Origin of the sequence: Pseudomonas viridiflava (assembly GCF_003702045.1) — a bacterium.
GTDB classification, from domain to species: domain Bacteria; phylum Pseudomonadota; class Gammaproteobacteria; order Pseudomonadales; family Pseudomonadaceae; genus Aquipseudomonas; species Aquipseudomonas viridiflava_C.
Map to the genome: position 1 here is coordinate 1 of NZ_RBTP01000036.1, position 21,189 is coordinate 21,189.

Annotated in this window: 20 protein-coding genes; 8 read left to right on the forward strand and 12 right to left on the reverse strand. The window is 59.1% G+C overall.

The window, feature by feature from the left end:
• The 5 genes from tnpC to ALP40_RS11915 form a co-directional block, all read right to left on the reverse strand.
• A partial coding sequence (tnpC, locus tag ALP40_RS11895; protein ID WP_122208569.1) for an IS66 family transposase occupies positions 1 to 1,184 on the reverse strand: 1,184 nt, incomplete at its 3' end.
• 18 nt (positions 1,185 to 1,202) lie between these two features.
• Complete coding sequence (gene tnpB, locus ALP40_RS11900; protein WP_244651899.1) at positions 1,203 to 1,562, reverse strand: IS66 family insertion sequence element accessory protein TnpB; 360 nt, start codon at positions 1,560 to 1,562, stop codon at positions 1,203 to 1,205.
• Positions 1,563 to 1,851: 289 nt separating this feature from the next.
• Positions 1,852 to 2,601, reverse strand: a complete 750-nt coding sequence (locus tag ALP40_RS11905) for a restriction endonuclease (protein ID WP_122208470.1) — start codon at positions 2,599 to 2,601, stop codon at positions 1,852 to 1,854.
• Complete coding sequence (locus ALP40_RS11910; RefSeq protein WP_122208471.1) at positions 2,601 to 3,407, reverse strand: hypothetical protein; 807 nt, start codon at positions 3,405 to 3,407, stop codon at positions 2,601 to 2,603. Before ALP40_RS11910 ends, ALP40_RS11905 begins: the two co-directional genes overlap by 1 nt.
• 444 nt (positions 3,408 to 3,851) lie before the next feature.
• A complete protein-coding gene (locus tag ALP40_RS11915) occupies positions 3,852 to 4,799 on the reverse strand; it encodes a LysR family transcriptional regulator (protein WP_122208472.1) in 948 nt (315 codons plus the stop codon).
• Between the two features lie 160 nt (positions 4,800 to 4,959).
• Between ALP40_RS11915 and ALP40_RS11920 the strand changes: the two genes are divergently transcribed.
• The 3 genes from ALP40_RS11920 (at position 4,960) to ggt (ending at position 9,344) form a co-directional block, all read left to right on the forward strand.
• A complete protein-coding gene (locus ALP40_RS11920; RefSeq protein WP_122208473.1) occupies positions 4,960 to 6,486 on the forward strand; it encodes a CoA-acylating methylmalonate-semialdehyde dehydrogenase in 1,527 nt (508 codons plus the stop codon).
• 31 nt (positions 6,487 to 6,517) lie between these two features.
• Entirely contained in the window at positions 6,518 to 7,405 is an 888-nt protein-coding gene (gene mmsB, locus ALP40_RS11925; RefSeq protein WP_122208474.1) for a 3-hydroxyisobutyrate dehydrogenase, read from the forward strand.
• Positions 7,406 to 7,616: 211 nt separating this feature from the next.
• Positions 7,617 to 9,344 (forward strand): gamma-glutamyltransferase, encoded by a 1,728-nt coding sequence (gene ggt, locus ALP40_RS11930; protein WP_122208475.1) that lies wholly within the window; start codon positions 7,617 to 7,619, stop codon positions 9,342 to 9,344.
• A 246-nt stretch (positions 9,345 to 9,590) separates the two neighbouring features.
• On the opposite strand, the gene phnE is transcribed toward ggt, so the two are convergent.
• Genes phnE through ALP40_RS11950 form a run of 4 tightly spaced genes read right to left on the reverse strand, consistent with a single transcriptional unit; the run spans position 9,591 to position 12,824 of the window.
• Positions 9,591 to 10,358 carry a phosphonate ABC transporter, permease protein PhnE gene (gene phnE, locus ALP40_RS11935; RefSeq protein WP_122208476.1) on the reverse strand — a complete coding sequence of 256 codons (768 nt, stop codon included), beginning with the start codon at positions 10,356 to 10,358 and terminating at the stop codon, positions 9,591 to 9,593.
• The gene (locus tag ALP40_RS11940; protein WP_122208477.1) at positions 10,355 to 11,182 is read right to left on the reverse strand and encodes an ABC transporter permease; all 828 of its coding nucleotides are present in this window, start codon (positions 11,180 to 11,182) and stop codon (positions 10,355 to 10,357) included. The genes phnE and ALP40_RS11940 overlap by 4 nt, the downstream gene beginning before the upstream one ends.
• On the reverse strand, positions 11,176 to 11,976 hold the full coding sequence (locus ALP40_RS11945; RefSeq protein ID WP_122208478.1) for a phosphonate ABC transporter ATP-binding protein: 801 nt from the start codon (positions 11,974 to 11,976) through the stop codon (positions 11,176 to 11,178). The genes ALP40_RS11940 and ALP40_RS11945 overlap by 7 nt, the downstream gene beginning before the upstream one ends.
• A complete protein-coding gene (locus ALP40_RS11950) occupies positions 11,973 to 12,824 on the reverse strand; it encodes a putative selenate ABC transporter substrate-binding protein (RefSeq protein ID WP_122208479.1) in 852 nt (283 codons plus the stop codon). The genes ALP40_RS11945 and ALP40_RS11950 overlap by 4 nt, the downstream gene beginning before the upstream one ends.
• A gap of 235 nt (positions 12,825 to 13,059) precedes the next feature.
• Between ALP40_RS11950 and selD the strand changes: the two genes are divergently transcribed.
• Positions 13,060 to 14,094: a selenide, water dikinase SelD gene (selD, locus tag ALP40_RS11955; protein ID WP_122208480.1), complete on the forward strand. Its 1,035-nt coding sequence runs from the start codon at positions 13,060 to 13,062 to the stop codon at positions 14,092 to 14,094.
• On the forward strand, positions 14,094 to 15,197 hold the full coding sequence (gene mnmH, locus ALP40_RS11960; RefSeq protein ID WP_122208481.1) for a tRNA 2-selenouridine(34) synthase MnmH: 1,104 nt from the start codon (positions 14,094 to 14,096) through the stop codon (positions 15,195 to 15,197). The genes selD and mnmH overlap by 1 nt, the downstream gene beginning before the upstream one ends.
• Positions 15,198 to 15,362: 165 nt before the next feature.
• Here the strand turns inward: mnmH and ALP40_RS11965 are convergent, their stop codons facing one another.
• Positions 15,363 to 16,250, reverse strand: coding sequence for a LysR family transcriptional regulator (locus ALP40_RS11965; RefSeq protein ID WP_122208482.1), 888 nt, complete (start codon positions 16,248 to 16,250; stop codon positions 15,363 to 15,365).
• A gap of 99 nt (positions 16,251 to 16,349) precedes the next feature.
• Between ALP40_RS11965 and ALP40_RS11970 the strand changes: the two genes are divergently transcribed.
• Positions 16,350 to 17,114, forward strand: coding sequence for a sulfite exporter TauE/SafE family protein (locus ALP40_RS11970; RefSeq protein WP_122208483.1), 765 nt, complete (start codon positions 16,350 to 16,352; stop codon positions 17,112 to 17,114).
• On the opposite strand, the gene ALP40_RS11975 is transcribed toward ALP40_RS11970, so the two are convergent.
• Entirely contained in the window at positions 17,068 to 17,403 is a 336-nt protein-coding gene (locus tag ALP40_RS11975) for a putative quinol monooxygenase (RefSeq protein ID WP_122208484.1), read from the reverse strand. The genes ALP40_RS11970 and ALP40_RS11975 overlap by 47 nt on opposite strands.
• A gap of 199 nt (positions 17,404 to 17,602) precedes the next feature.
• Between ALP40_RS11975 and ALP40_RS11980 the strand changes: the two genes are divergently transcribed.
• Positions 17,603 to 18,187 (forward strand): NAD(P)H-dependent oxidoreductase, encoded by a 585-nt coding sequence (locus ALP40_RS11980; RefSeq protein WP_122208485.1) that lies wholly within the window; start codon positions 17,603 to 17,605, stop codon positions 18,185 to 18,187.
• Positions 18,188 to 18,319: 132 nt separating this feature from the next.
• On the forward strand, positions 18,320 to 19,216 hold the full coding sequence (locus ALP40_RS11985; protein ID WP_122208486.1) for a LysR family transcriptional regulator: 897 nt from the start codon (positions 18,320 to 18,322) through the stop codon (positions 19,214 to 19,216).
• A gap of 163 nt (positions 19,217 to 19,379) precedes the next feature.
• On the opposite strand, the gene ALP40_RS11990 is transcribed toward ALP40_RS11985, so the two are convergent.
• Positions 19,380 to 20,963 carry a peptide chain release factor 3 gene (locus ALP40_RS11990; protein WP_122208487.1) on the reverse strand — a complete coding sequence of 528 codons (1,584 nt, stop codon included), beginning with the start codon at positions 20,961 to 20,963 and terminating at the stop codon, positions 19,380 to 19,382.
• Between the last annotated feature and the right edge of the window lie 226 nt (positions 20,964 to 21,189).

A 21,189-nucleotide genomic window follows, 5' to 3' on the forward strand; every position in this document is an offset into this window, starting at 1 on the left:
TCCAGCCAGACTTTCAGCTGACCCAAGATCGGCAGGCTCTTTTCCTGGCGGGCGATAAACCTCTGTTCATCACTGGCTACCTTGAGTTCACGCTCGATTCCATACAGTTTGTTAATCATCGTCAGCGCGATATCCGCACGTCCCGTCTTGCCCTTGGGTTGCACTTTTTGCGCGTCCACGAACTTACGTCGTGCATGGGCCATGCACGCCAAGCGTTCCACGCCCGGCTGCAACGCCAAGGCGTTATAGCCAGCGTAATCATCGGTCATGACATAGCCACGATAACTTTCCAGCAAACGCAACGGCACCTCCTGCGCACGGCTGGACGTGTAATCAAATAGCACGACTTTTCGATCCGGCGGACCACTGGTTTGCACCCACATCCAGGATTGACTGGTCGGGTCTCGATCCGGCTCTTTCAACACCTGGACGCGGGTTTCATCGCAATGGATCACCGGACTTTCCAGTAATCGGTCGCGCATCAAATTCAACAGTGGCTGAAAGTGCTCGCTGCACTGGATGATCCAGCGCGCGAGAGTCTGGCGCGGAATATCAATGCCATGTCGGCTTAGCACCGTTTCAAACCGGTGCAACGGCAAGCCATCAACATATTTGGTGGTCAGCAACATCGCCAACACGCTGGGGCTGGCCATGCTTTTTTCGATCAACCGGGCCGGTTTGTCGACGGTGACCGGTGCAGTTTCGCAGCCTCGGCAAGCGTAGATCTTGCGGATATGTTTGATGACGCGGATCTGCATCGGCACGATATCCAGTTGCTCGCTGGTTTCCTCGCCAATGGCATGTTTGCGGCAACCACAGGCACAGGTCAGCTCGTGTTCGGGCAGTTCATGGATAACTTCGATACGCGGCAGCTCAGCCGACAACGGCTTGCGTTTGCCACGGCGAGGTGTCGGTGCAACGACTTCTTCATCAGCGTCGCCAACTAGCGGCATGGGTTCGCTTTCAGGCTCGTTGAACAAGGCCAATTGCGGCGTGTTGGGCTCAACGGTTTGCTCGGACTTGCGCCCAAATAGACGGTCGCGCAACAGCTTGATCTGTTCTTTCAGGTCGACAATGTGGGTCTGATAAGCTTGCGCCGATTCTTCCTGGCGGCTGAGTGCCTCAAGCAGCAATTGCTTGAGCAAAACAGGATCATCAGGAAGGTCGTCGGGTAGAGAAATCATGGCCCGGATTATACCGAGTCACGCCACGTAGCGCGGCGTCAAAACTTGATGAGGACGGTTGCGCCAGAGATCAAAACCGTCGAGCAGCCAGTTCAGCTCCTGGACGCTGAGGATAATCGCCTCGTCCGTGGCATCGGGCGACGTTTTGAAGCGCTCGGATTCCAAGCGCTTGAGCCAAAGACAGAAGCCGTTGCGCTCCCAGTACAAGATCTTCACGCGGTTGCGGGACTTGTTGAGAAAGACGAAAAGCACCGGATCGAACACGGCCACTTTTATATCCAGTTCGACCAATGCGGCTAGGCCGTCGATGGATTTTCGAAAGTCCACCGGCTTGGGGTAGAGGTACACTTTTTCGACTTTGGCGTCGGGTCGCATCATGGCGGGGCTGGCTCCAGAAAGAGATCGGGAGCGAAGCATCGGGGATCAAATGCGGGCTTGGAATGTGGGGATCATGGATCACTTACGAATAGCCTTGTAGCAATCCCCGGTATCACAGTTAGGCCATCGAGCACGCTGTAGGTACTGGGGTAGGGGCCAGTAAGAAGTGTAGCACGTCAACTCCCTGTTCCAGGCGGCATCTGTCTTTTGCTACATTCATTTGTTACTCCCCGGCACGCCCAGACAAAAGGTTAACGGATCGCCCCATGTTGCCGATCCGTTCAGAATGTCAGTCGACAGGATAAATCATTTGATGAACAACTTCGAGAAATGCAGAGTACATCTCATCAAATACCGGCGAGACTTCAGAGGCGCCTTCTAAGATCCGCTCATGCTCGTCTATGAGTACGTTTAGTCCGCGAAGTGAAAAGCAGCTCTCAATATTAGTAATTGTTGATATTATATTGGGTGAATAACTAATGTGTTCGATGAGGCGCCATTGAATACTGATTCCTTGTTCTTCAATCATTAGATAAACACCAGAGACCAAAGCGTTCTCAAAGCTGAGAAGGTCGCTGCCACAACCGCAGTGACACAATAGCGGGCGATATTCTTGGCCAAAAGTCTTGGTTTTTATAGTCTTTCTGAACAAGCTTTGATGTACGGAGAATGACACGTCCACCATGTTTTCAAAAATAGATAGTCCGTCAAAAATAATATATTCGACTCCATCCACCTCCAAGCTTTCAGAAAGAGACTCGCTTCCAGATGTTGAATAAAAGCCAATAAATTTCTGAGCTCCATGCTGTGTTAATCTGTCAAGGATTGAACACTCGTCTCCAGCATAAACCGGTCGCTGGGATCGGGAGAAATGCTTGCAACTAACTAAGTACGTTACATTATCTAATTGAGCGATCAGATCTTTTCCTTGATCTGGGCCCACTGATGGGTGCTCTAATACTGTGTACCCTTGACTGCTTAAGTAGTAGTTCGCGAAATATTCCCATTGGTGAGAACTAAGTTGGCTGAAGATATTCATCAAAATTCCTCAGCTTGTAGGAAGAAGCCAGCATTGACAGATCGCATACGCTGCAATATTCTCGAAGTGAAGAGTCGCTTGTGGTTATGATACTCACTCAAATCAAGACTTGGATTGTCAACTAGGTAGTTCTGGAGTTGAGCATTCCAGGAGTTGAACTGATCAGGGTGCAATATTTGATTGATTTCAAGCCAGCCGCACGAAGTGTTGTCTTCGCAAACTTTGAATATACAATCCTTGAATCCATATATGAAATACAGTTTGCCTTGCGCAAGATGGACAAAAGCAGCTGATCTGCCTATTGTATGAGGGCCTTCCAGTGTGTCCTTCTTACATCCACACATACAATGAAGTGGTTTATAGTCCGCTTTGGTCGATTTATTGAAGTAGTAATTCCAACTCCACTTCCAGTCAGGGTCTCTATCACCAAAGAATCGATCAATAAAGCAAGAGCTGGAATATGGCAGCAGTACTGATATTTGGACGCCGCTCACTAACACTGCGTGGCTGCTCAAAACCTTGATGCGCTCCTGCAGGCTGGTCGTAAAATCCCCGGAATAAAAACCAATAAATCCCTCTGCATCGGCACGTCGCATGCGCGAAACTAAATCTTTTTCAATACCAGTGCCAATGGGACCACTTTTAATGTTGTGCCTGAAACTTACGAGAAACCTTTTTCCCTCAATGCTGAATACATCAAAATCAGATACCCAATCACGATCCCATCCAGCCTGCTGAAGAAATTCCAGACCAAATTCACGCCATTTGTCATCAGACCAATACGCTATGCTTTGTAGATAATTCATCCCTGTGTCCCTTTCTTCATAGCCTACATAAAATTATGTCAGATGCTTCTGTCGTACTGCGTCCGGGCAGACGTTCATCGGCGTAATGCTAGCCTAGCCCCCGAATTTAGGAGTAGGGAGCTGAGCATGGGGCATGGCGTGCAATGCGCTTAGCGATGAATAATTGCTTACCTCGCCACCCTACCGAAGACTAACAGCTTGTTAGTGATTTCGGAATGACATCAGTTTCCAGGTTTGGCTTCCTCAGAGGTGGACCTGTCGCAGGGATCGTTGGGGGGAGCTAATCGAGTTGCTCTGGCATAACCCGCATGTCATCGCTGCATGGTTTAAACCAATCAAAGTGCTTTCAGGTGTTACAAGTCCTGTACCAACCAGTGTCACAAACCGTTAGCCAACGCCTGCTCACCTCGTTACGATGCAGCTACCTGACTCCTTGAAAATCTGTCACTGAAGGAAGCGGACGGCACGGGTTTCCCCCAGCAGCAACCCCTGATTCAACTCCGTCACTTCCCGAATGTAATCCCACAACACCGTAATCCGCTTGAGCTTCCTCAGATCCTCGCGGCAGTACATCCAGAACTGCCGAACAATCTCCACTTCCTCCACCAGCACCGGCACCAGCCGCGGATCCTGTGACGCCAGAAAGCACGGCAGAATTGCCAGTGCGCGGCCTTGCAGGGCGGCGGTGTATTGGGCGATGACGCTGGTGCTGCGCAGTTGCGCCTGGGCGTTGGGGAGCAGGTTGCTGAGGTAGAGCAGTTCGGAGCTGAAGGCCAGGTCGTCAACGTAGCTGATGAACGGATGCTGGCTCAGGTCTTCCTTGCGCTGGATCGGCGGGTGGTTGTCCAGATAGTCCTGGGTGGCGTACAGGCGCAGGCTGTAATCGCAGAGTTTGCAGCACACATATGGGCCGTGTTCCGGGCGTTCCAGGGCGATGACGATGTCGGCTTCGCGTTTGGACAGGCTGATGAAATGCGGCAGCGGCAGGATGTCGACCGAGATGTTGGGGTAGGCGTCGAGGAAGTGGCTCAGTTGCGGGGTGATGAAAAAGCTGCCGAAGCCTTCGGTGCAGCCCATGCGGATGTGCCCGGACAGCGCCACGCTGGAGCCGGAAACCTGTTCGCAGGCCAGGTGCAGCGTGCTTTCGATGGACTCGGCATAGCCCAGCAGGCGCTGCCCTTCGGCGGTCATGATGAAGCCGTTGTTGCGGGACTTTTCGAACAGCAGCGTGCCCAGCGAGTTTTCCAGCGAGGTGATGCGTCGCGACACGGTGGTGTAGTCCACCGCGAGACGTTTTGCAGCGCTGCTGACTTTTCGGGTGCGTGCCACTTCAAGGAAAAACTTCAGGTCATCCCAGTTCAACAGCCCCAGGGATGTGATGTTTTTTTGCATGTTGAGCCTGCTTTTATGTGCGTTCTTGTTAGAAGTTTGCACATCTATACTCCAAAGCACGCCCTCTGACCATCCGACAACAACGCTGTCAGGGAGGCCGTGACAGCCGCACATCGAGTGCCCGGCGAGTCCGGTTTGCCTGAAGGGAGAACGGTTGAAAATGAATGCCTCACTGAACAAGAACAATACGGCCGTGGCTCGCGTGAAACTGCTCATCGACGGTGAATGGGTCGATTCGCAAAGTAGCGAGTGGCAGGACATCGTCAATCCGGCGACGCAGGAAGTATTGGCTCAAGTGCCGTTCGCCACGCCGAGCGAAGTGAACGCGGCCGTGGCTGCCGCGCACAAGGCGTATCGCACCTGGCGAGACACGCCAATCGGCGCCCGCATGCGGATCATGCTCAAGTTGCAGGCGTTGATCCGCGAGCATTCCAAACGCATCGCGGCGGTGCTCAGTGCCGAGCAGGGCAAGACCGTAGCCGATGCTGAGGGCGATATCTTTCGTGGCCTGGAAGTGGTCGAGCATGCCTGTTCGATCGGCACATTGCAGATGGGCGAGTTTGCCGAGAATGTGGCCAGTGGCGTCGATACCTACACGCTGCGCCAGCCCATCGGTGTTTGCGCTGGCATCACCCCGTTCAACTTCCCGGCGATGATCCCGCTGTGGATGTTCCCGATGGCCATCGCCTGCGGCAATACTTTTGTACTCAAGCCTTCCGAGCAGGATCCGCTGTCGACCCTGCTGCTCGTGGAACTGGCGGTCGAGGCGGGCATTCCGGCCGGGGTGCTCAATGTCGTGCATGGCGGCAAGGAGGTCGTTGACGCCATCTGCACGCATCCGGACATCAAAGCCATTTCCTTCGTCGGCTCGACGGCGGTCGGCACCCATGTGTATGACTTGGCGGGGCGGCACGGCAAGCGCGTGCAGGCCATGATGGGCGCCAAGAACCACGCGGTCGTGCTGCCTGACGCCAACCGCGAGCAGACCCTCAATGCGCTGGTGGGCGCAGGCTTTGGGGCGGCCGGTCAGCGCTGCATGGCAACTTCGGTGGTGGTGCTGGTTGGCGCCTCGAAGCAATGGCTGCCGGACCTCAAGGCGCTGGCGCAGAAGCTTAAGGTCAATGCCGGTCATGAGCCTGACACTGACATCGGTCCGGTGATTTCCCGACGCGCCCGACAGCGCATCGTCGACCTGATCGAAAGCGGCGTGCGTGAAGGCGCGACGCTGGAACTGGACGGCCGGGACGTTTCGGTGCCGGGCTATGAGGGTGGCAATTTCATCGGGCCGACGCTGTTTTCCGGCGTCACCACCGACATGCAGATTTACACCCAGGAAATCTTCGGCCCAGTGCTGGTGGTGATCGAAGTGAATACGCTGGATGAGGCCATCGCGCTGGTGAACGCTAACCCGTTCGGCAACGGCACCGGCCTGTTCACCCAAAGCGGCGCGGCGGCGCGCAAGTTCCAGAGTGAAATCGACGTCGGTCAGGTGGGTATCAATATTCCGATTCCGGTGCCGGTGCCGTTTTTCAGCTTCACCGGATCAAGGGGGTCCAAGCTGGGCGACCTGGGGCCATACGGCAAACAAGTGGTGCAGTTCTACACTCAGACCAAGACCGTCACCAGCCGCTGGTTCGATGACGACAGCATGAACGACGGCGTCAACACCACCATTAATCTGCGCTGAGCCTGAAGCAGTCCCGCGAAGGAGAATAACAATGAATATCGCATTCATCGGTCTGGGCAACATGGGCGCACCGATGGCCCGCAACCTGATCAACGCCGGGCACTCGTTGCAGCTGTTTGATCTGAACAAAACCGTGCTGGCGGAATTTGCCGAACTGGGTGCGCACATCAGCGATTCACCTAGGCAAGCGGCTGAGGGCAGTGAGCTGGTCATCACCATGCTGCCTGCCGCAGCCCACGTGCGCAGCGTGTACCTGAATGACGACGGCGTGCTGAAAGGCATCGCACCGGGCACGCCTGCAGTGGATTGCAGCACCATTGATCCGCAGACCATCCGTGACATCGCCGCTGTCGCTGCGCAGCAAGGCGTGGTGCTGGGCGACGCGCCGGTATCCGGCGGTACGGGCGGCGCGCAGGCGGGCACCCTGACGTTCATGGTCGGCGGTTCACCTGAACATTTCGCAACGCTCAAGCCAGTATTGGAGCAGATGGGCCGCAACATCGTGCATTGCGGTGACGTCGGCACCGGGCAGATCGCCAAAATCTGCAATAACATGCTGTTGGCGATCTCGATGATCGGCGTGTCGGAATCGATGGCGTTGGGCAATGCGCTGGGTATCGACACGCAGGTCTTAGCCAATATCATCAACACCTCGACCGGCCGCTGCTGGAGCTCGGAAGCCTACAACCCGTGGCCCGGCGTGGTCGAAACCGCTCCGGCATCGCGCGGTTATACCGGCGGGTTCGGTGCCGAACTGATGCTCAAGGATTTGGGGCTTGCGACCGAGGCGGCGAGGTCGGTCCATCAGCCGGTGATTCTGGGGGCGGTTGCGCACCAGTTGTATGAGGCCATGAGCTTGCGTGGCGAGGGTGGCAAAGACTTCTCGGCGATCATTGAGGGGTATCGCAGAAAGGGGTGAGGTCAGCGCAGGCCAACGCACGTTCCCGCGCAAGGCGCTTTGGCGTGCGTTTGGTCTTTTGCGCTAGGTAAACGCGTCAGGACCCGCTACTTTGATCAGGTTCGACCACCGCAAGGACGCAGGTACGCCTTGGGGAGGTGGTGCAGCGCCAGGGCCCTTCACATGGGCAGTGGCTGTCAAACGTCCCGGATTCAGGAAGAAGAGACTGCTCATGAAGTTCGAACCCCTCGCCAGATCGCTGATTGCGACGGCACTGATTGTTGTGTATTCCCCCACATTCGCTGCATCACAAGCCCCGGTTGCCGCCGAAAACGGCATGGTCGTGACGGCCCAGCATCTGGCCACGCACGTGGGTGTCGATGTGCTCAAGGATGGCGGCAATGCCGTTGATGCTGCGGTTGCAGTCGGTTACGCGTTGGCGGTGGTATACCCCGCAGCCGGTAACCTGGGCGGCGGCGGTTTCATGACCGTCCAGCTGGCCGATGGCCGCAAGACCTTCATCGACTTCCGCGAAAAGGCGCCGCTGGCCGCCACGGCCAACATGTACCTGGACAAGGATGGCAATGTCATTCCCGACCTGAGCGCCAAGGGCCATTTGGCCGTCGGCGTGCCCGGCACCGTGTCCGGCATGGAGCTGGCGCTGAGCAAATACGGCACCCGCAAGCGCGAAGACGTGATCGCTCCGGCCATCAAACTGGCGGAAGACGGGTTCACCCTGCGCCAGGGCGACATCGACATGCTGCACACCGCAACCGACGTGTTCAAGGCGGACATGGCCGATTCCGGTTCGATCTTCCTCGACAAGGGCCAGCCGATGCAGGTTGGCCAGAAGCTGGTGCAGAAAGACCTGGCCAAAACCCTGCGTGAAGTGTCCGAAAAGGGCAGCGACGGTTTCTACAAAGGCTGGGTCGCCAAGGCGCTGGTCGATTCCAGTCAGGCGGGCAAGGGCATCATCACCCAAGCCGACCTCGACCATTACAAGACGCGCGAACTGACCCCCATCGAGTGCGACTACCGTGGCTACCACGTGGTGTCGGCACCGCCACCGAGCTCCGGCGGGGTGGTCATCTGCCAGATCCTGAACATCCTGCAAGGCTACCCGATGAAAGAGCTGGGCTTCCGCTCGGCGCAGGGCACGCACTATCAGATCGAAGCCATGCGCCACGCCTATGTGGACCGCAACAGCTATCTGGGCGACCCGGATTTCGTCAAGAACCCCACCGAACATTTGCTGGACCCTGCCTACGCCGACAAACTGCGTGCGGCCATTGATCCGCATAAAGCCGGTGATTCGAACAAAATCAAACCAGGCGTTGCGCCGCATGAAGGCAGCAACACCACGCATTACTCGATTGTCGACAAATGGGGCAATGCGGTGTCGGTGACTTACACCTTGAACAACTGGTTCGGTGCTGGCGTCATGGCCAGCAAGACCGGCGTCATCCTTAACGACGAGATGGACGATTTCACGGTCAAACCCGGCGTGCCGAACATGTACGGTCTGGTGCAGGGCGAAGCGAATGCCATCGCGCCGGGCAAGACGCCGCTGTCGTCGATGAGCCCGACCATCGTCACCAAGGACGGCAAAACCGTGATGGTCGTCGGCACGCCAGGCGGCAGCCGCATCATCACCGCAACCCTGCTGACCATGCTCAACGTCATCGACTACGGCATGAACATTCAGGAAGCGGTCGATGCACCTCGTTTCCACCAACAGTGGCAGCCGGACACGACCAATCTGGACACCTTCGCGGTCAGCCCGGACACGTTGAAGATCCTCGAAAGCTGGGGCCACAAGTTTGCAGGTCCGCAGCCCATGAACCATGTGGCGGCGATTCTGGTGGGCGCACCGTCGCTGGACGGCAAACCGGTCGGCAACAACCGTTTCTACGGTGCCAATGACCCGCGTCGTAACACAGGGTTGTCGTTGGGGTATTGAGTCCAGAGGGCTCGCGGCGAGCAGGTGATTGTGTCTGCGCATCCGACACAGCGCCTGCTACCCGCGATCACTTGATTGTTGGAGGCCCCAGCTAGCGCTGTCTCGCAGCAAACTTGGTGGGAGCGGGTTTGTCCGCGAATCCAGAATTGCAGCCGCTGCATCTGCGTCGGATGTACCGACCTTTCGCGGACAAGTCCGCTCCCACAAAATTGCGTTTCTTCAGTAGGTTCCGCGTATCTCTGGTGATCAGCCACGCACCCACCGCTGACGGCTCCAGCTGCTTAGTGCATCCACCGCAAACACCAGCACCAGCATCGCAAGGATGACGGTGCTCGCTTGGGCTTCCTGGAACAGGCTGAGGCTGACATACAGCATCTGTCCCAGACCGCCCGCGCCAACGAACCCAAGAATGCTCGCCATGCGAATGTTGTTCTCCCAGCGATACAGGGTGTACGCCAGCAGCTGCGGCCAAAGGTTGGGCAGCGTGCCGTAGTAGAACGCTTGCCACGCGCTGCCACCTTGCAGACGAATCGCAGCAGCAGGTTCAGGAGGCGTGTTTTCCAGTGCTTCGGCAAACAACCGACCCAACACGCCCGTGGTGTGCAACGCCAGCGCCAGCGTGCCGGCGTTCGGTCCAAGTCCGGCGGCCAACACCATCAGCACTGCCCATACCAACTCCGGAATGGCCCGTAGCGCATTGAGCAGCAGACGGCTCAGGCTGCGCAGCGGCCAGCCCAGGCGACCGGCAGCAGGCAGGGCGAGCAATAACCCGCCGATCACCGACAGCAGCGTGCCGAGCGCCGACATCGCCAGGGTTTCCAGCGCGCCCTTGCCGATGGCCTGCAAGTGATCGGCGCTCAAGTCCGGGCTCATGAAGCGCAAGGCGTAGCGGCCCATTTGCGTCAGGCTGTCCTGGCTGCTCAGGCTGAAAAGGTCCATGCCCAGATAAACGAAAGAGCCAATCACCGCCGCAACAATCGCGATCAGCAACAGCCAGTTGCCCGCCCGTTTCATGTGAACCTCCCGCGCAGCAGACGGCTCAACTGATCGGCGAGCAGCACCAGCACCAGAAAGGTCAGCAGCATGCTCGCCACTTCGGCCCCGGCGAACATGCGCATCGACAGGTCGATCTGTTGGCCCAGCCCACCCGCGCCGACGAAGCCCATCACCACCGACGCGCGCACCGCGCATTCCCAGCGGTACACCGTGTACGACGTCAGTTCGGCAGCGGCATTGGGCAGGATACCGTAGGCCAGCGCTGCGAATCGTCCAGCACCTGCCTGCATCAGGGCATGGGCCGGACGTTGATCGACGGACTCGAAGATCTCGGCGTAGACCTTGCCCAGCATGCCTGCGTAGGTAATGGCGATGGCCAGCACACCCGCCGTCGGCCCCAACCCGACGGCGCGCACGAACAGCAGCGCCCAGACGATCTCCGGGACGCTGCGCAGGAAGATCAGCAGGCCGCGCACCGGCCAGCGCACGCATTGACCCAGCCAGCCGGGCTGGCCTGCACGCGAGGCGGCCGACAGAGACAGCGCCGAGCTCGCCAACAGGCCTGCCGGTATCGCCAGCACCAACGCCAGCGCCATGCCCGCCGTGGCAATCGCCAGCGTTTGCAGGGTGGCCTCGATCAGCAGCGAGAGAAACTCGGGGTCGTGGGCGGGCGGCCAAAAACCGGCCACAAAGCTGCCCATCGTCCGGGCGTTTTCCGGTTGCAGTAAAACGGTGGGATCAAGCTCCGCCAGGCGGATGCCCGGCCAGAGCAGTGCGACGGCCAGCAGCGCCAATAACACACGCGGCAGGGCAGCCGGGTCGCGGCGATCGCGACTCAGCATCGCGGCGTCCAGGGTGCTGCGGCGGGTGCTTCGGTGCTGGGCGGTGTGCTCAACTGTTCGTTGGCGTACAGCGTCTCAAGGTGTTCACGGCTGACGTCAGTGGCGCTCAGGTCGAAATGAATCTGCCCGTCACGCACGCCGATGATGCGAGGGAAGTGCGTCAAGGCCAGCTCCACCGCATGCAGGCTGGCGACCAGCGTTACGCCATGCTCAACGGCATGCTGGCACAGCAAAGACAGCGTATGGTCCGCCAGACGCGGGTCCATCGCCGACACCGGCTCGTCCGCCAGCATCACCTCCGGTGCCTGATACAAGGCGCGGGCGATGCCGACCCGTTGCAGTTGCCCGCCCGACAATTGCTGACAGCGCACGAACAGCTTGTCCGCCAGGTCCAGGCGCGTCAGCACGTTGCGTGCGCCCGGCACGTCGAGTGGATGCAACAGGTTCAGCAACGACTTGCCCAATCCCCACTCACCGAGCTTGCCAGCCAGCACAGCCGTCACCACGCGCTGACGCGGCGGCAGAGGCGGGGCCTGATGGATCAGCGCAATACGACGGCGCAATTGCTGACGCTGCCGACTGGAAAGCTGCCAGGGACTGCTCCCCAGTATTTCCAGTTGCCCCGCGCTGGGCGGCAGGGCGCTGGCCAGCAGGTTGAGCAACGTGGTCTTGCCTGCCCCGGACGGACCGATGATCGCCACCCGCTCGCCTTGCGCAATGCTCAATTCCAGGCCGCGCAGTGCCAGCGTGCCGTTGCTGTGGCGCAGGTCTATCCCTGACAGGCGCAGCGTCATTTCAGCAGGTCGGCAGCGCGGGCAGCCTCTTCGATGCCCTTGTAGTTTTCCGGCTTGGTCTCGATGAAGCGGCTGGCGGCCTGCAGATCAAGAATCGCTTTCTGCTCCGGGTTGGCCGGGTCCAGGTCCAGGAATGCCTGCTTGATCTTCGCCGCCAGGCCTTTGTCCAGCGTGCCGCGCACGGTCCAGTTGTAATCGAAGTAGGTTGGCGTGGTCGCGAAGACGCGCACCTTGCTGGTGTCGACCTTGCCGTTGGCGACCAGCTTGTCCCACACGCTGGCATTCAACACACCCGCGTCGACCTTGCCCGCCTGAACCCAGGCAGCGGTGGCGTCATGCGCGCCCGAATAGGCCACACGGCTAAAGAAGGTTTCCGGCTTGATGTCTTCCTTGAGCATGAAGTAGCGCGGCATCAGGCTGCCGGACGTGGACGACACGGAGCCGAAGGCGAAGGTCTTGCCTTTCAGGTCGGCCAGGCTCTTCACGTTCGGGTCGGAAGTGATGAATTTGCTGGTGAACTGAGCGTCCTGCTCACGCTGCACCAAAGGCACGGCGTTGCCGGTCTTGAGGTTGACCTGCACGAAGGTGAAGCCGCCCAGCCAGGCCATGTCCAGACGGTCGGTCGCCAGTGCTTCGACCACGGCCGGGTAGTCAGCGACCGGAACGAACTCGACTTTCATGCCCAGTCGCTGCTCCAGGTAGGCACCCAGCGGCTTGAACTTGCGCAGCAGTTCGGTCGGTGCTTCGTCGGGAATGGCCGACACGCGCAGCACATCCGCCGCGTGGCTGGTCAGGGCGGAAAAGGACAGGGCAAGGCCGGCGGCGAGCGCCAGGGTACGCTTGAGCATGGGAGTTCTCCGGTTCAATGGCGGAAAAAACGATAAGGCAAAGCGACTCTGGACAAGCAGGCACGCCTCGATGGATTCGGTACTGGAGCGCGCGATTATAAGAGGCGCGGCGAGAAAGGCCAGTTCGGCGGGCGCATCGTTCTGATGGCATGACCGAACGGCGACGTCGTTTGCGCTCAAACCGCAACAGACCCTAGACTCCGCAGCCTGTTTCCCCGTTACCGAGAGTGTCGCGATGAGTGAGCCAATCCGCCTGACCCAGTACAGTCATGGAGCTGGGTGTGGCTGCAAGATTTCCCCCAAGGTGCTGGACGTGATCCTGGCCGGCAGCGGCGCGCAGAACCTGGACCCGAACCTTTGGGTCGGCAACGCCTCGCGTGACGATGCCGCTGTCTACGCGCTGGACGATGAGCGCGGTGTGGTATCGACCACCGACTTTTTCATGCCCATCGTCGACGATCCGTTCGATTTCGGCCGCATCGCGGCGACCAATGCGATCAGCGACATCTATGCGATGGGCGGCGATCCGCTGATGGCCATCGCCATCCTCGGCTGGCCGGTCAATGTGCTGCCGCCTGAAGTGGCCCGCGAAGTGATCCGTGGCGGCCGTGCGGTCTGCGATGCGGCGGGTATTCCGTTGGCGGGCGGACACTCCATTGACGCGCCGGAGCCGATCTTCGGTCTGGCCGTGACCGGTGTCGTACAAAAGAAACACATGAAGCGCAACGACACCGCCCAAGCCGGTTGCACGCTTTACCTGACCAAACCCTTGGGCATCGGCATCCTCACTACTGCCGAGAAGAAGGCCAAACTGCGCGAGCAGGACGTCGGTCTGGCGCGTGACTGGATGTGTACCCTGAACAAGCCCGGCAGCCGCTTCGGCAAGCTGGCGGGGGTGATGGCGATGACGGACGTCACCGGTTTCGGTCTGTTGGGCCATCTGGTCGAAATGGCCGATGGTGCAGGGCTGACGGCGCGTCTGGATTACGCTGCCGTGCCGCGTCTGCCGGGTGTCGAACATTACATCGCCGAAGGCTGCGTGCCGGGCGGTACGTTGCGCAACTTCGAAAGCTACGGTGACAAAATAGCCTCGCTGAGTGACGCCCAGCGCGACCTGTTATGCGACCCGCAGACCAGTGGAGGCTTGCTGGTAGCGGTCACCCCGGAAGGCGAAGCGGAGTTTCTGGCCGTGGCTGCCGAACTGAGGCTGCAACTGAACCCGATCGGTACATTGCTCGAGCGACAGACCCACGCCGTCGAGGTGTTCTGATGGCCGACAACAGCAGTGATTACCGCGCTCTGTTTCTCAACGATGTGCCGATGATGGACGCCCGGGCGCCGGTGGAGTTTTCCAAGGGCGCGTTTCCGGGCGTGATCAACCTGCCTTTGATGAACGACATCGAACGGCAGAAGGTCGGCACCTGCTACAAGCAGCATGGGCAGGAAGCGGCGATCAAGCTGGGCCACCAACTGGTCTGCGGGCCGGTCAAGGATGAGCGCGTCGAGGCCTGGCTGGCGTTCGCCAAAGCCAACCCGAATGGCTACCTGTATTGCTTCCGTGGCGGGCTGCGTTCGCAAACGGTGCAACGCTGGTTGCAGGAGGCGGGCGTCGATTATCCGCGCATCCTCGGCGGCTACAAGGCGATGCGTACTTTCCTGCTCGACACCCTGCACGACGCGGTGACCGGTTGTGATGTCGTGGTGCTCGGCGGGATGACCGGCACGGGGAAGACCGAGGTGCTGACCCAGCTTGCCAACAGCCTCGATCTGGAAGGCATCGCCAACCACCGGGGTTCCAGCTTCGGCAAACGGGCCACCGGCCAGCCAGCGCAGATCGATTTCGAGAACCGCTTGGCCATCGACCTGCTCAAGAAGCGCGCCGCCGGTATCGAGCAGTTCGTGCTGGAAGACGAAAGCCGTCTGGTCGGCAGCTGTAACGTGCCGCTGGAACTGCACCAGACCATGCAGGAGTGTTCGATGGTGTGGCTGGAGGACAGCTTCGACAACCGGGTCGAGCGTATTCTTCGCGATTACGTGACCGACCTGTGCGCCGAGTTCATCAGCCTTAATGGCGTGGAAACCGGTTTCGACCTGTTCGCCGAGCGTCTGCTGCAAAGCCTGAAAAACATCCACAAACGCCTGGGTGGCGAGCGGTTACAGCGGCTGCAAACCATCATGCAGGATGCGCTGGACGAACAGCGACGCAGCGGCAGCGTCGAACTGCACCGCGGCTGGATAGAAGGCCTGCTCGGCGAATACTACGACCCGATGTACGCCTACCAGCGCGAACACAAGGCCTCGCGTATCGAGTTTGCCGGGACCCAGGATGAAGTGGTTGCCTACCTGCGTGAGCGCAAGGCAAGAACGCTTTAGTTATCGCTCAAGGCACTTGATCGTTCCCTCACTCGGGACTGCCTCGAGAGCTCCACGCGGAGCAAGGGCACGATCGGCGTCCTTGAGATCCGCTCGTTCCCGCGCTCTAGCGTGGCAACGCCTCTGAGGACGCTCCGCGTCCGCTTTGGATGTGAAGCGGTAGCATCAGCGTTGCTGCCCCAGCGCATCCAGCAACGCCCTGGCATAACCGGGCAGGGCATTGAAGTCGGCGGCGCAGAGCAGCAGTTTACGGTCGGCCCAGGCATCGCTCAGGCGCACGGCGGCAATGCGCAGTGGGCGAGGTGCGCGGTCCACGGCTGCTTGCGGCACGATCCCCAAACCTGCGCCGTGGGCAACCATACGCAACACGCCGTCGAACCCTTCGGCGCGCACCCGGATGCGCAAGCGTCTACCGGCATGCAACGCCTGTTCTTCGATATGAATGCCCAACGCGCTGTTGACCGACAGTCCGACAAATTCTTCGTCCAGTGCCTGAGCGAGGCTGACACGGTTTAGCCCGCTTAACGGATGATCAAGTGGCATGACCAGGGTCAGCGGATCATCACGAAAGGGAAGGGTTTGCAGGTCGCTGGCGTCAACGGCGTCGGAAACGATCCCGATGTCCGCCGTCCCATGACGCAGCGCATGCAGGATGCGCAGGCTGGTCTGTTCTTGCAGGTCAACGTCGATGTTGGGGTGCGCCACCAGAAAATCAGCCAGTCGTTCCGGCAGGTGCTCGCTCAGGGTCGAGGTGTTGCACAGCAGCCGAACCTGACCTTTGAAACCCTTGGCGTAATCAGCCAGGTCGAACTGCATGCGCTCGACCTGTTGCAGGATCACCCTGGCATGCTGCGCCAGCGCCTTGCCCGCAGGCGTCGGTGTCACGCCGCGTCGGCCCCGTTCAAGCAGGGGCGCGTGCAACGACGCCTCCATTGCCCGAACGCGTGCGCTGGCCGATGCCAACGACAGGTGGCTGCGTGTTGCAGCGGCAGTGAGGCTGCCAGTCTCCATTACGTGTTGAAAAAGACGCAGGTCGATAAGGTCAAAATGCATGCACTCAACACCTTTAGATGATCAGCCTCTGCCTATGCCTGAGGCTGGCTCAGTATAAGCCAGATATTCACCCGGCCGCGTCAGGCCCAGAATGACGTCATGAACGCACTCTTCGATATACCTCAAACGCTCGGTATTGGCCTAATCTCTCTGGTATTCGGCACCTTTCTGCTGGCGGGTGCCGTCAAGGGCGTGATCGGCCTCGGCCTGCCAACCGTCGCAATGGGGCTGCTGGGTCTGGCTATGTTTCCGACACAGGCTGCCGCGTTGTTGATCGTCCCGTCCATCGTGACCAACTTCTGGCAACTGGCAACGGGTGGGCACCTGGGGCTGTTGATCCGGCGGCTTTGGCCAATGCTGGCGATGGTGTTCATTGGCACCTGCGCCGGGTCGTACTGGCTCGGCATGAACAGCGCTCACTCAATGACGCGAGCCTTGGGCGGGGCGCTGTTGCTCTATGCACTGAGCGGACTGTTTCTGCCATCGTTCACGGTGGCTTCAAGCACGGAGCGCTGGCTGGGCCCAGTGTGCGGCTTGATTACCGGTATCGTTACGTCGGCGACGGGCGTGTTCGTGATTCCTGCCGTGCCCTATCTGCAAGCGCTGGGGTTGGAGCGCCATCAACTGGTGCAGGCCTTGGGTCTGTCGTTCACGGTGTCGACATTGGCGCTGGCCATCGGTCTGTCCTCGACCGGCGCGCTTGGGCGCTTTGAGCTGGGCGCTTCGTTGCTGGCGCTGATTCCCGCTCTGCTGGGCATGCTGCTCGGGCAGTGGTTGCGAGCGCGGATCAGTGCCGTGGTCTTCAAGCGAACATTCTTTATCGGGATGGCGATGCTGGGGCTGCACTTGCTGATGAAGGGCTGAGCATGTCGATGCGGCGAATCTCGAAGTCGCTGACCAGGTAGTCCATACGTTTCTTGGCGAACGCCACCATGTGCGGTTGCGCGGAATGAACGTCCAGATCCTCTTTCGAGGCCCATATTTCGAAGAAGATGAACAGCGTCGGGTCCTCCTGGTCGCGCAGCATGTGGTACTCGATACAGCCGGGCTCGCTGCGGCTCTGCGCAACGTAGGAACTGAATAGCGCTTCGAATTCCGCTGACTTTTCCGGGCGGGTGTGGGCGTGAAGTATGAAGCCGTGTTGCTCGCTCATCTCGGTGGTCCTCTGTTGAAGGTGAGCGCATTCTAAATCAACAATGACGCGTTCATTCGTGATGTACAGGCAAAAGTGATTTGCCCATCATTGCCTTATTCACACGCCACTTCGTCTTTATTCTTGCTGCCAACGATTAACGATTAATGACTGGCCCAGCCGAACCATGAGGCAGGGCCGAGACATCCAGAGGTCTTGCATGAAAAAGGTAGTGTTTCTTAATGGCGGTAAACAGTTCGCTCACTCCGACGGCCGCTACAACGCGACGCTGCACGAAGCCGGAGTGGCGTTTATGGACCGCGCCGGTTACGACGTGAAGGAAACCTTCATCGACGGTGGCTACGACGTGGCTGAAGAAGTGCAGAAGTTTCTGTGGGCCGACGTCATCGTCTGGCAAATGCCGGGCTGGTGGATGGGTGCGCCCTGGACCGTGAAGAAGTACATCGACGAAGTGTTCACCGAAGGGCACGGCAGTCTGTACGCCAACGATGGCCGCACCCGTTCCGATGCCTCGCAGAAATACGGCAGCGGCGGTTTATTGCACGGTAAGCAGTACATGATTTCCGCGACCTGGAACGCACCGCAGCAAGCCTTCGATGATCCATCGGACTTCTTTGAAGCCAAAGGCGTCGATGCCGTGTACTTCCCGTTTCACAAGGCCAATCAGTTTCTGGGCATGACCGGCCTGCCGACCTTTCTGGCGGTGGACGTGATGAAGATGCCAAACATCGAAGGTGATGTGAAACGGTACGAAGCGCATCTGGCCAAGGTGTTTGGCGTTTGAAGTGATCGTCATACACAGGTCTGCCCCTAGGCAATGATCGTGTCCACTCATGCGCGTGGAAACGATCAGCAGCACTCACACCTTTGCTTGAAATAAAGCTAATATCCCCAGACTTTTGAGCAGGGGACAACAGTGAAGGCCAGGTCCGATGAGTTGCAGGTGTTCGTTTCGGTCATCGAATGCGGTTCCATTTCCGCTGCAGCCGAGAAGATGGGGCAGACGCCTTCCGGGATCAGCCGCACCTTGTCGCGGCTTGAAGCCAAGCTGGAAACCACCCTGATCAACCGCACCACCCGGCGCATGGACCTGACCGAAGAGGGCAAGTTCTTCCTGACTCGGGCGCGGGCTATCCTTGAGCAGATGGAAAGTCTGGAAGAACACCTGACGTCTTCGCGCCAGACACCGGCCGGGCGCCTGCGTGTCAATGCCGCATCGCCCTTCATGCTGCACTCGGTGGTGCCGCACGTGGCGGAGTTTCGACAGCGCTACCCGGCTATCCAGCTGGAGCTGGACAGCGATGACTGGTTCATCGACCTGCTGGAACAGAACACCGATATCGCGATCCGCATCGGTACATTGCCGGATTCAACCCTGCATGCCCGTTCGTTGGGCAGTTGCCTGCTGAATATCGTCGCCAGCCCTGCGTATCTGGAACGTCACGGCACGCCACAGACCGTCGAAGACCTGACGCATCACACGTTGGTGGGTTTCAATCAGGTAGAGGTGCTCAATCGCTGGCCGTTACGCCATGCCGGGGGGGATCGTTTTTTGATCAGGCCGGCGGTTGCAGCATCCAGTGGCGACACCTTGCGTCATCTGGCGCTGGAAGGGGTGGGGATTGCCTGTCTGTCCGACTTCATGACCCACGAAGACCTGCGTGACGGGCGATTGGTCGGGATCCTGCAAACCGCCAACAGCGGCTATCGTCAGCCGATCAATGCGGTGTACTACCGCAACTCGCAGCTGGCGCTGAGGATTCAGTGTTTTCTGGATTTCATGCAGGAAAAGCTGAAGGGGTATGCGCAGTGATCGTGTGGAGCGTTACACAATACTCACTGATAAACGCAGAACGTGCGGGAGCGAGCTTGCTCGCGAAGAGGCCATTACAGTAACCCTGAAGCAAGGCACCTGAACAATGGCTTTCGTGAGCAGGCTCACTCCTACAGAGGTCGCAGCTCGTAGCGGCGGCCGATCAATGATGCTCGCGGGTGGCGCGGAATTTCACGTCGGGCCAGCGCTCTTCCATCAGCGCCAGGTTTACGCGGGTCGGGGCCAGGTAGGTGAGGTGGCCGCCGCCGTCCAGCGCCAGGTTTTCCACCGCCTTGGTTTCAAACTCTTCGAGCTTCTTCTTGTCGGCGCATTCGATCCAGCGGGCTGACCACACGGTGATTGGCTCGTAGGCGCATTCGACCTTGTACTCCTCCTTCAAGCGGCTGGCGACCACGTCAAACTGCAGCACACCCACGGCGCCGAGAATGATGTCGTTGCTGCGCTGCGGGAAGAACACCTGCGTGGCGCCTTCTTCGGCCAATTGCTGCAGACCCTGACGCAGTTGCTTGGACTTGAGCGGATCCTTCAGGCGCACGCGGCGGAACAGTTCAGGTGCGAAGTGCGGGATGCCGGTAAAGCCCAGGCCTTCGCCTTCGGTGAAGGTGTCGCCGATCTGGATGGTGCCGTGGTTGTGCAGGCCGATGATGTCCCCTGCGTAGGCCTCTTCAAGCTGCTCGCGTTCCGAGGAGAAGAAGGTCAGGGCATCGCCGATCCGCACGTCCTTGCCCAAGCGTACATGGCGCATTTTCATGCCCTTGTCGTAGCGGCCCGAACAGATGCGCATAAACGCGATACGGTCGCGGTGCTTGGGGTCCATGTTTGCCTGGATCTTGAACACGAAGCCGCTAAATTTCTCTTCTTCCGGCTCCACCGTACGTTCGTTGGCGACACGGGCCAGCGGCATCGGTGCCCAGTTGACCACGGCATCTAGCACGTGATCGACACCGAAGTTGCCCAATGCGGTACCGAAGAACACCGGGGTCAGCTGACCGTCGATGAACTCCTGCTGGTTGAATTCATGGCAGGCACCCTGCACCAGTTCCAGTTGCTCGACGAAGCGGTCGTACTCGTCGCCCAGGTGGGCGCGGGCTTCGTCGGAGTCCAGGTGCTGGATGATCTTGGTTTCGGTGCGCTCATGCCCGTGGCCAGCGGTGTAGACGATGATGTAGTCGTCGGCCAGGTGGTACACACCCTTGAAGTCGCGGTAGCAACCGATCGGCCAGGTGATCGGCGCGGCTTTGATCTTGAGGACGGCTTCGATTTCGTCCAGCAGTTCGATCGGGTCGCGAATGTCACGGTCCAGCTTGTTGATGAAGCTCACGATCGGCGTGTCGCGCAGGCGGCAAACGTCCATCAGGGCGATGGTGCGCGGCTCGACACCCTTACCGCCGTCCAGAACCATCAGAGCCGAGTCGACTGCTGTCAGGGTGCGGTAGGTGTCTTCGGAGAAGTCCTCGTGGCCCGGGGTGTCCAGCAGGTTGATCATGTGATCGCGATACGGGAACTGCATGACGGACGTGGTGATGGAGATGCCGCGCTGTTTCTCCATCTCCATCCAGTCGGATGTGGCGTGACGGTCGGACTTGCGCGATTTGACCGTACCGGCGACGGAAATGGCCTTGCCCATCAGCAGCAGTTTTTCCGTGATGGTGGTTTTACCGGCGTCGGGGTGGGAAATAATGGCGAAAGTGCGGCGTTTCGCGACTTCGGCGGCCTGTTGGGTCATGGGAAATCGCCTGGACGGGATTGAAAAAGGGCGCAGATTATAGCTCAAATCTGGCCAATAACCGAACCGTTCAGTCAATAAGGAGTGGCCAGATAATGTCTCACAGGGGAACCTTTCAGGCCGTCGAGACGTCCACTCCCCCGTCAAGGCCAGTACCGAGGCCAACTTCAGGGGCTGAATCATCAGCATGTTGGCTTGACGAAGCTGCGCTCATGGCTTGTGTTAT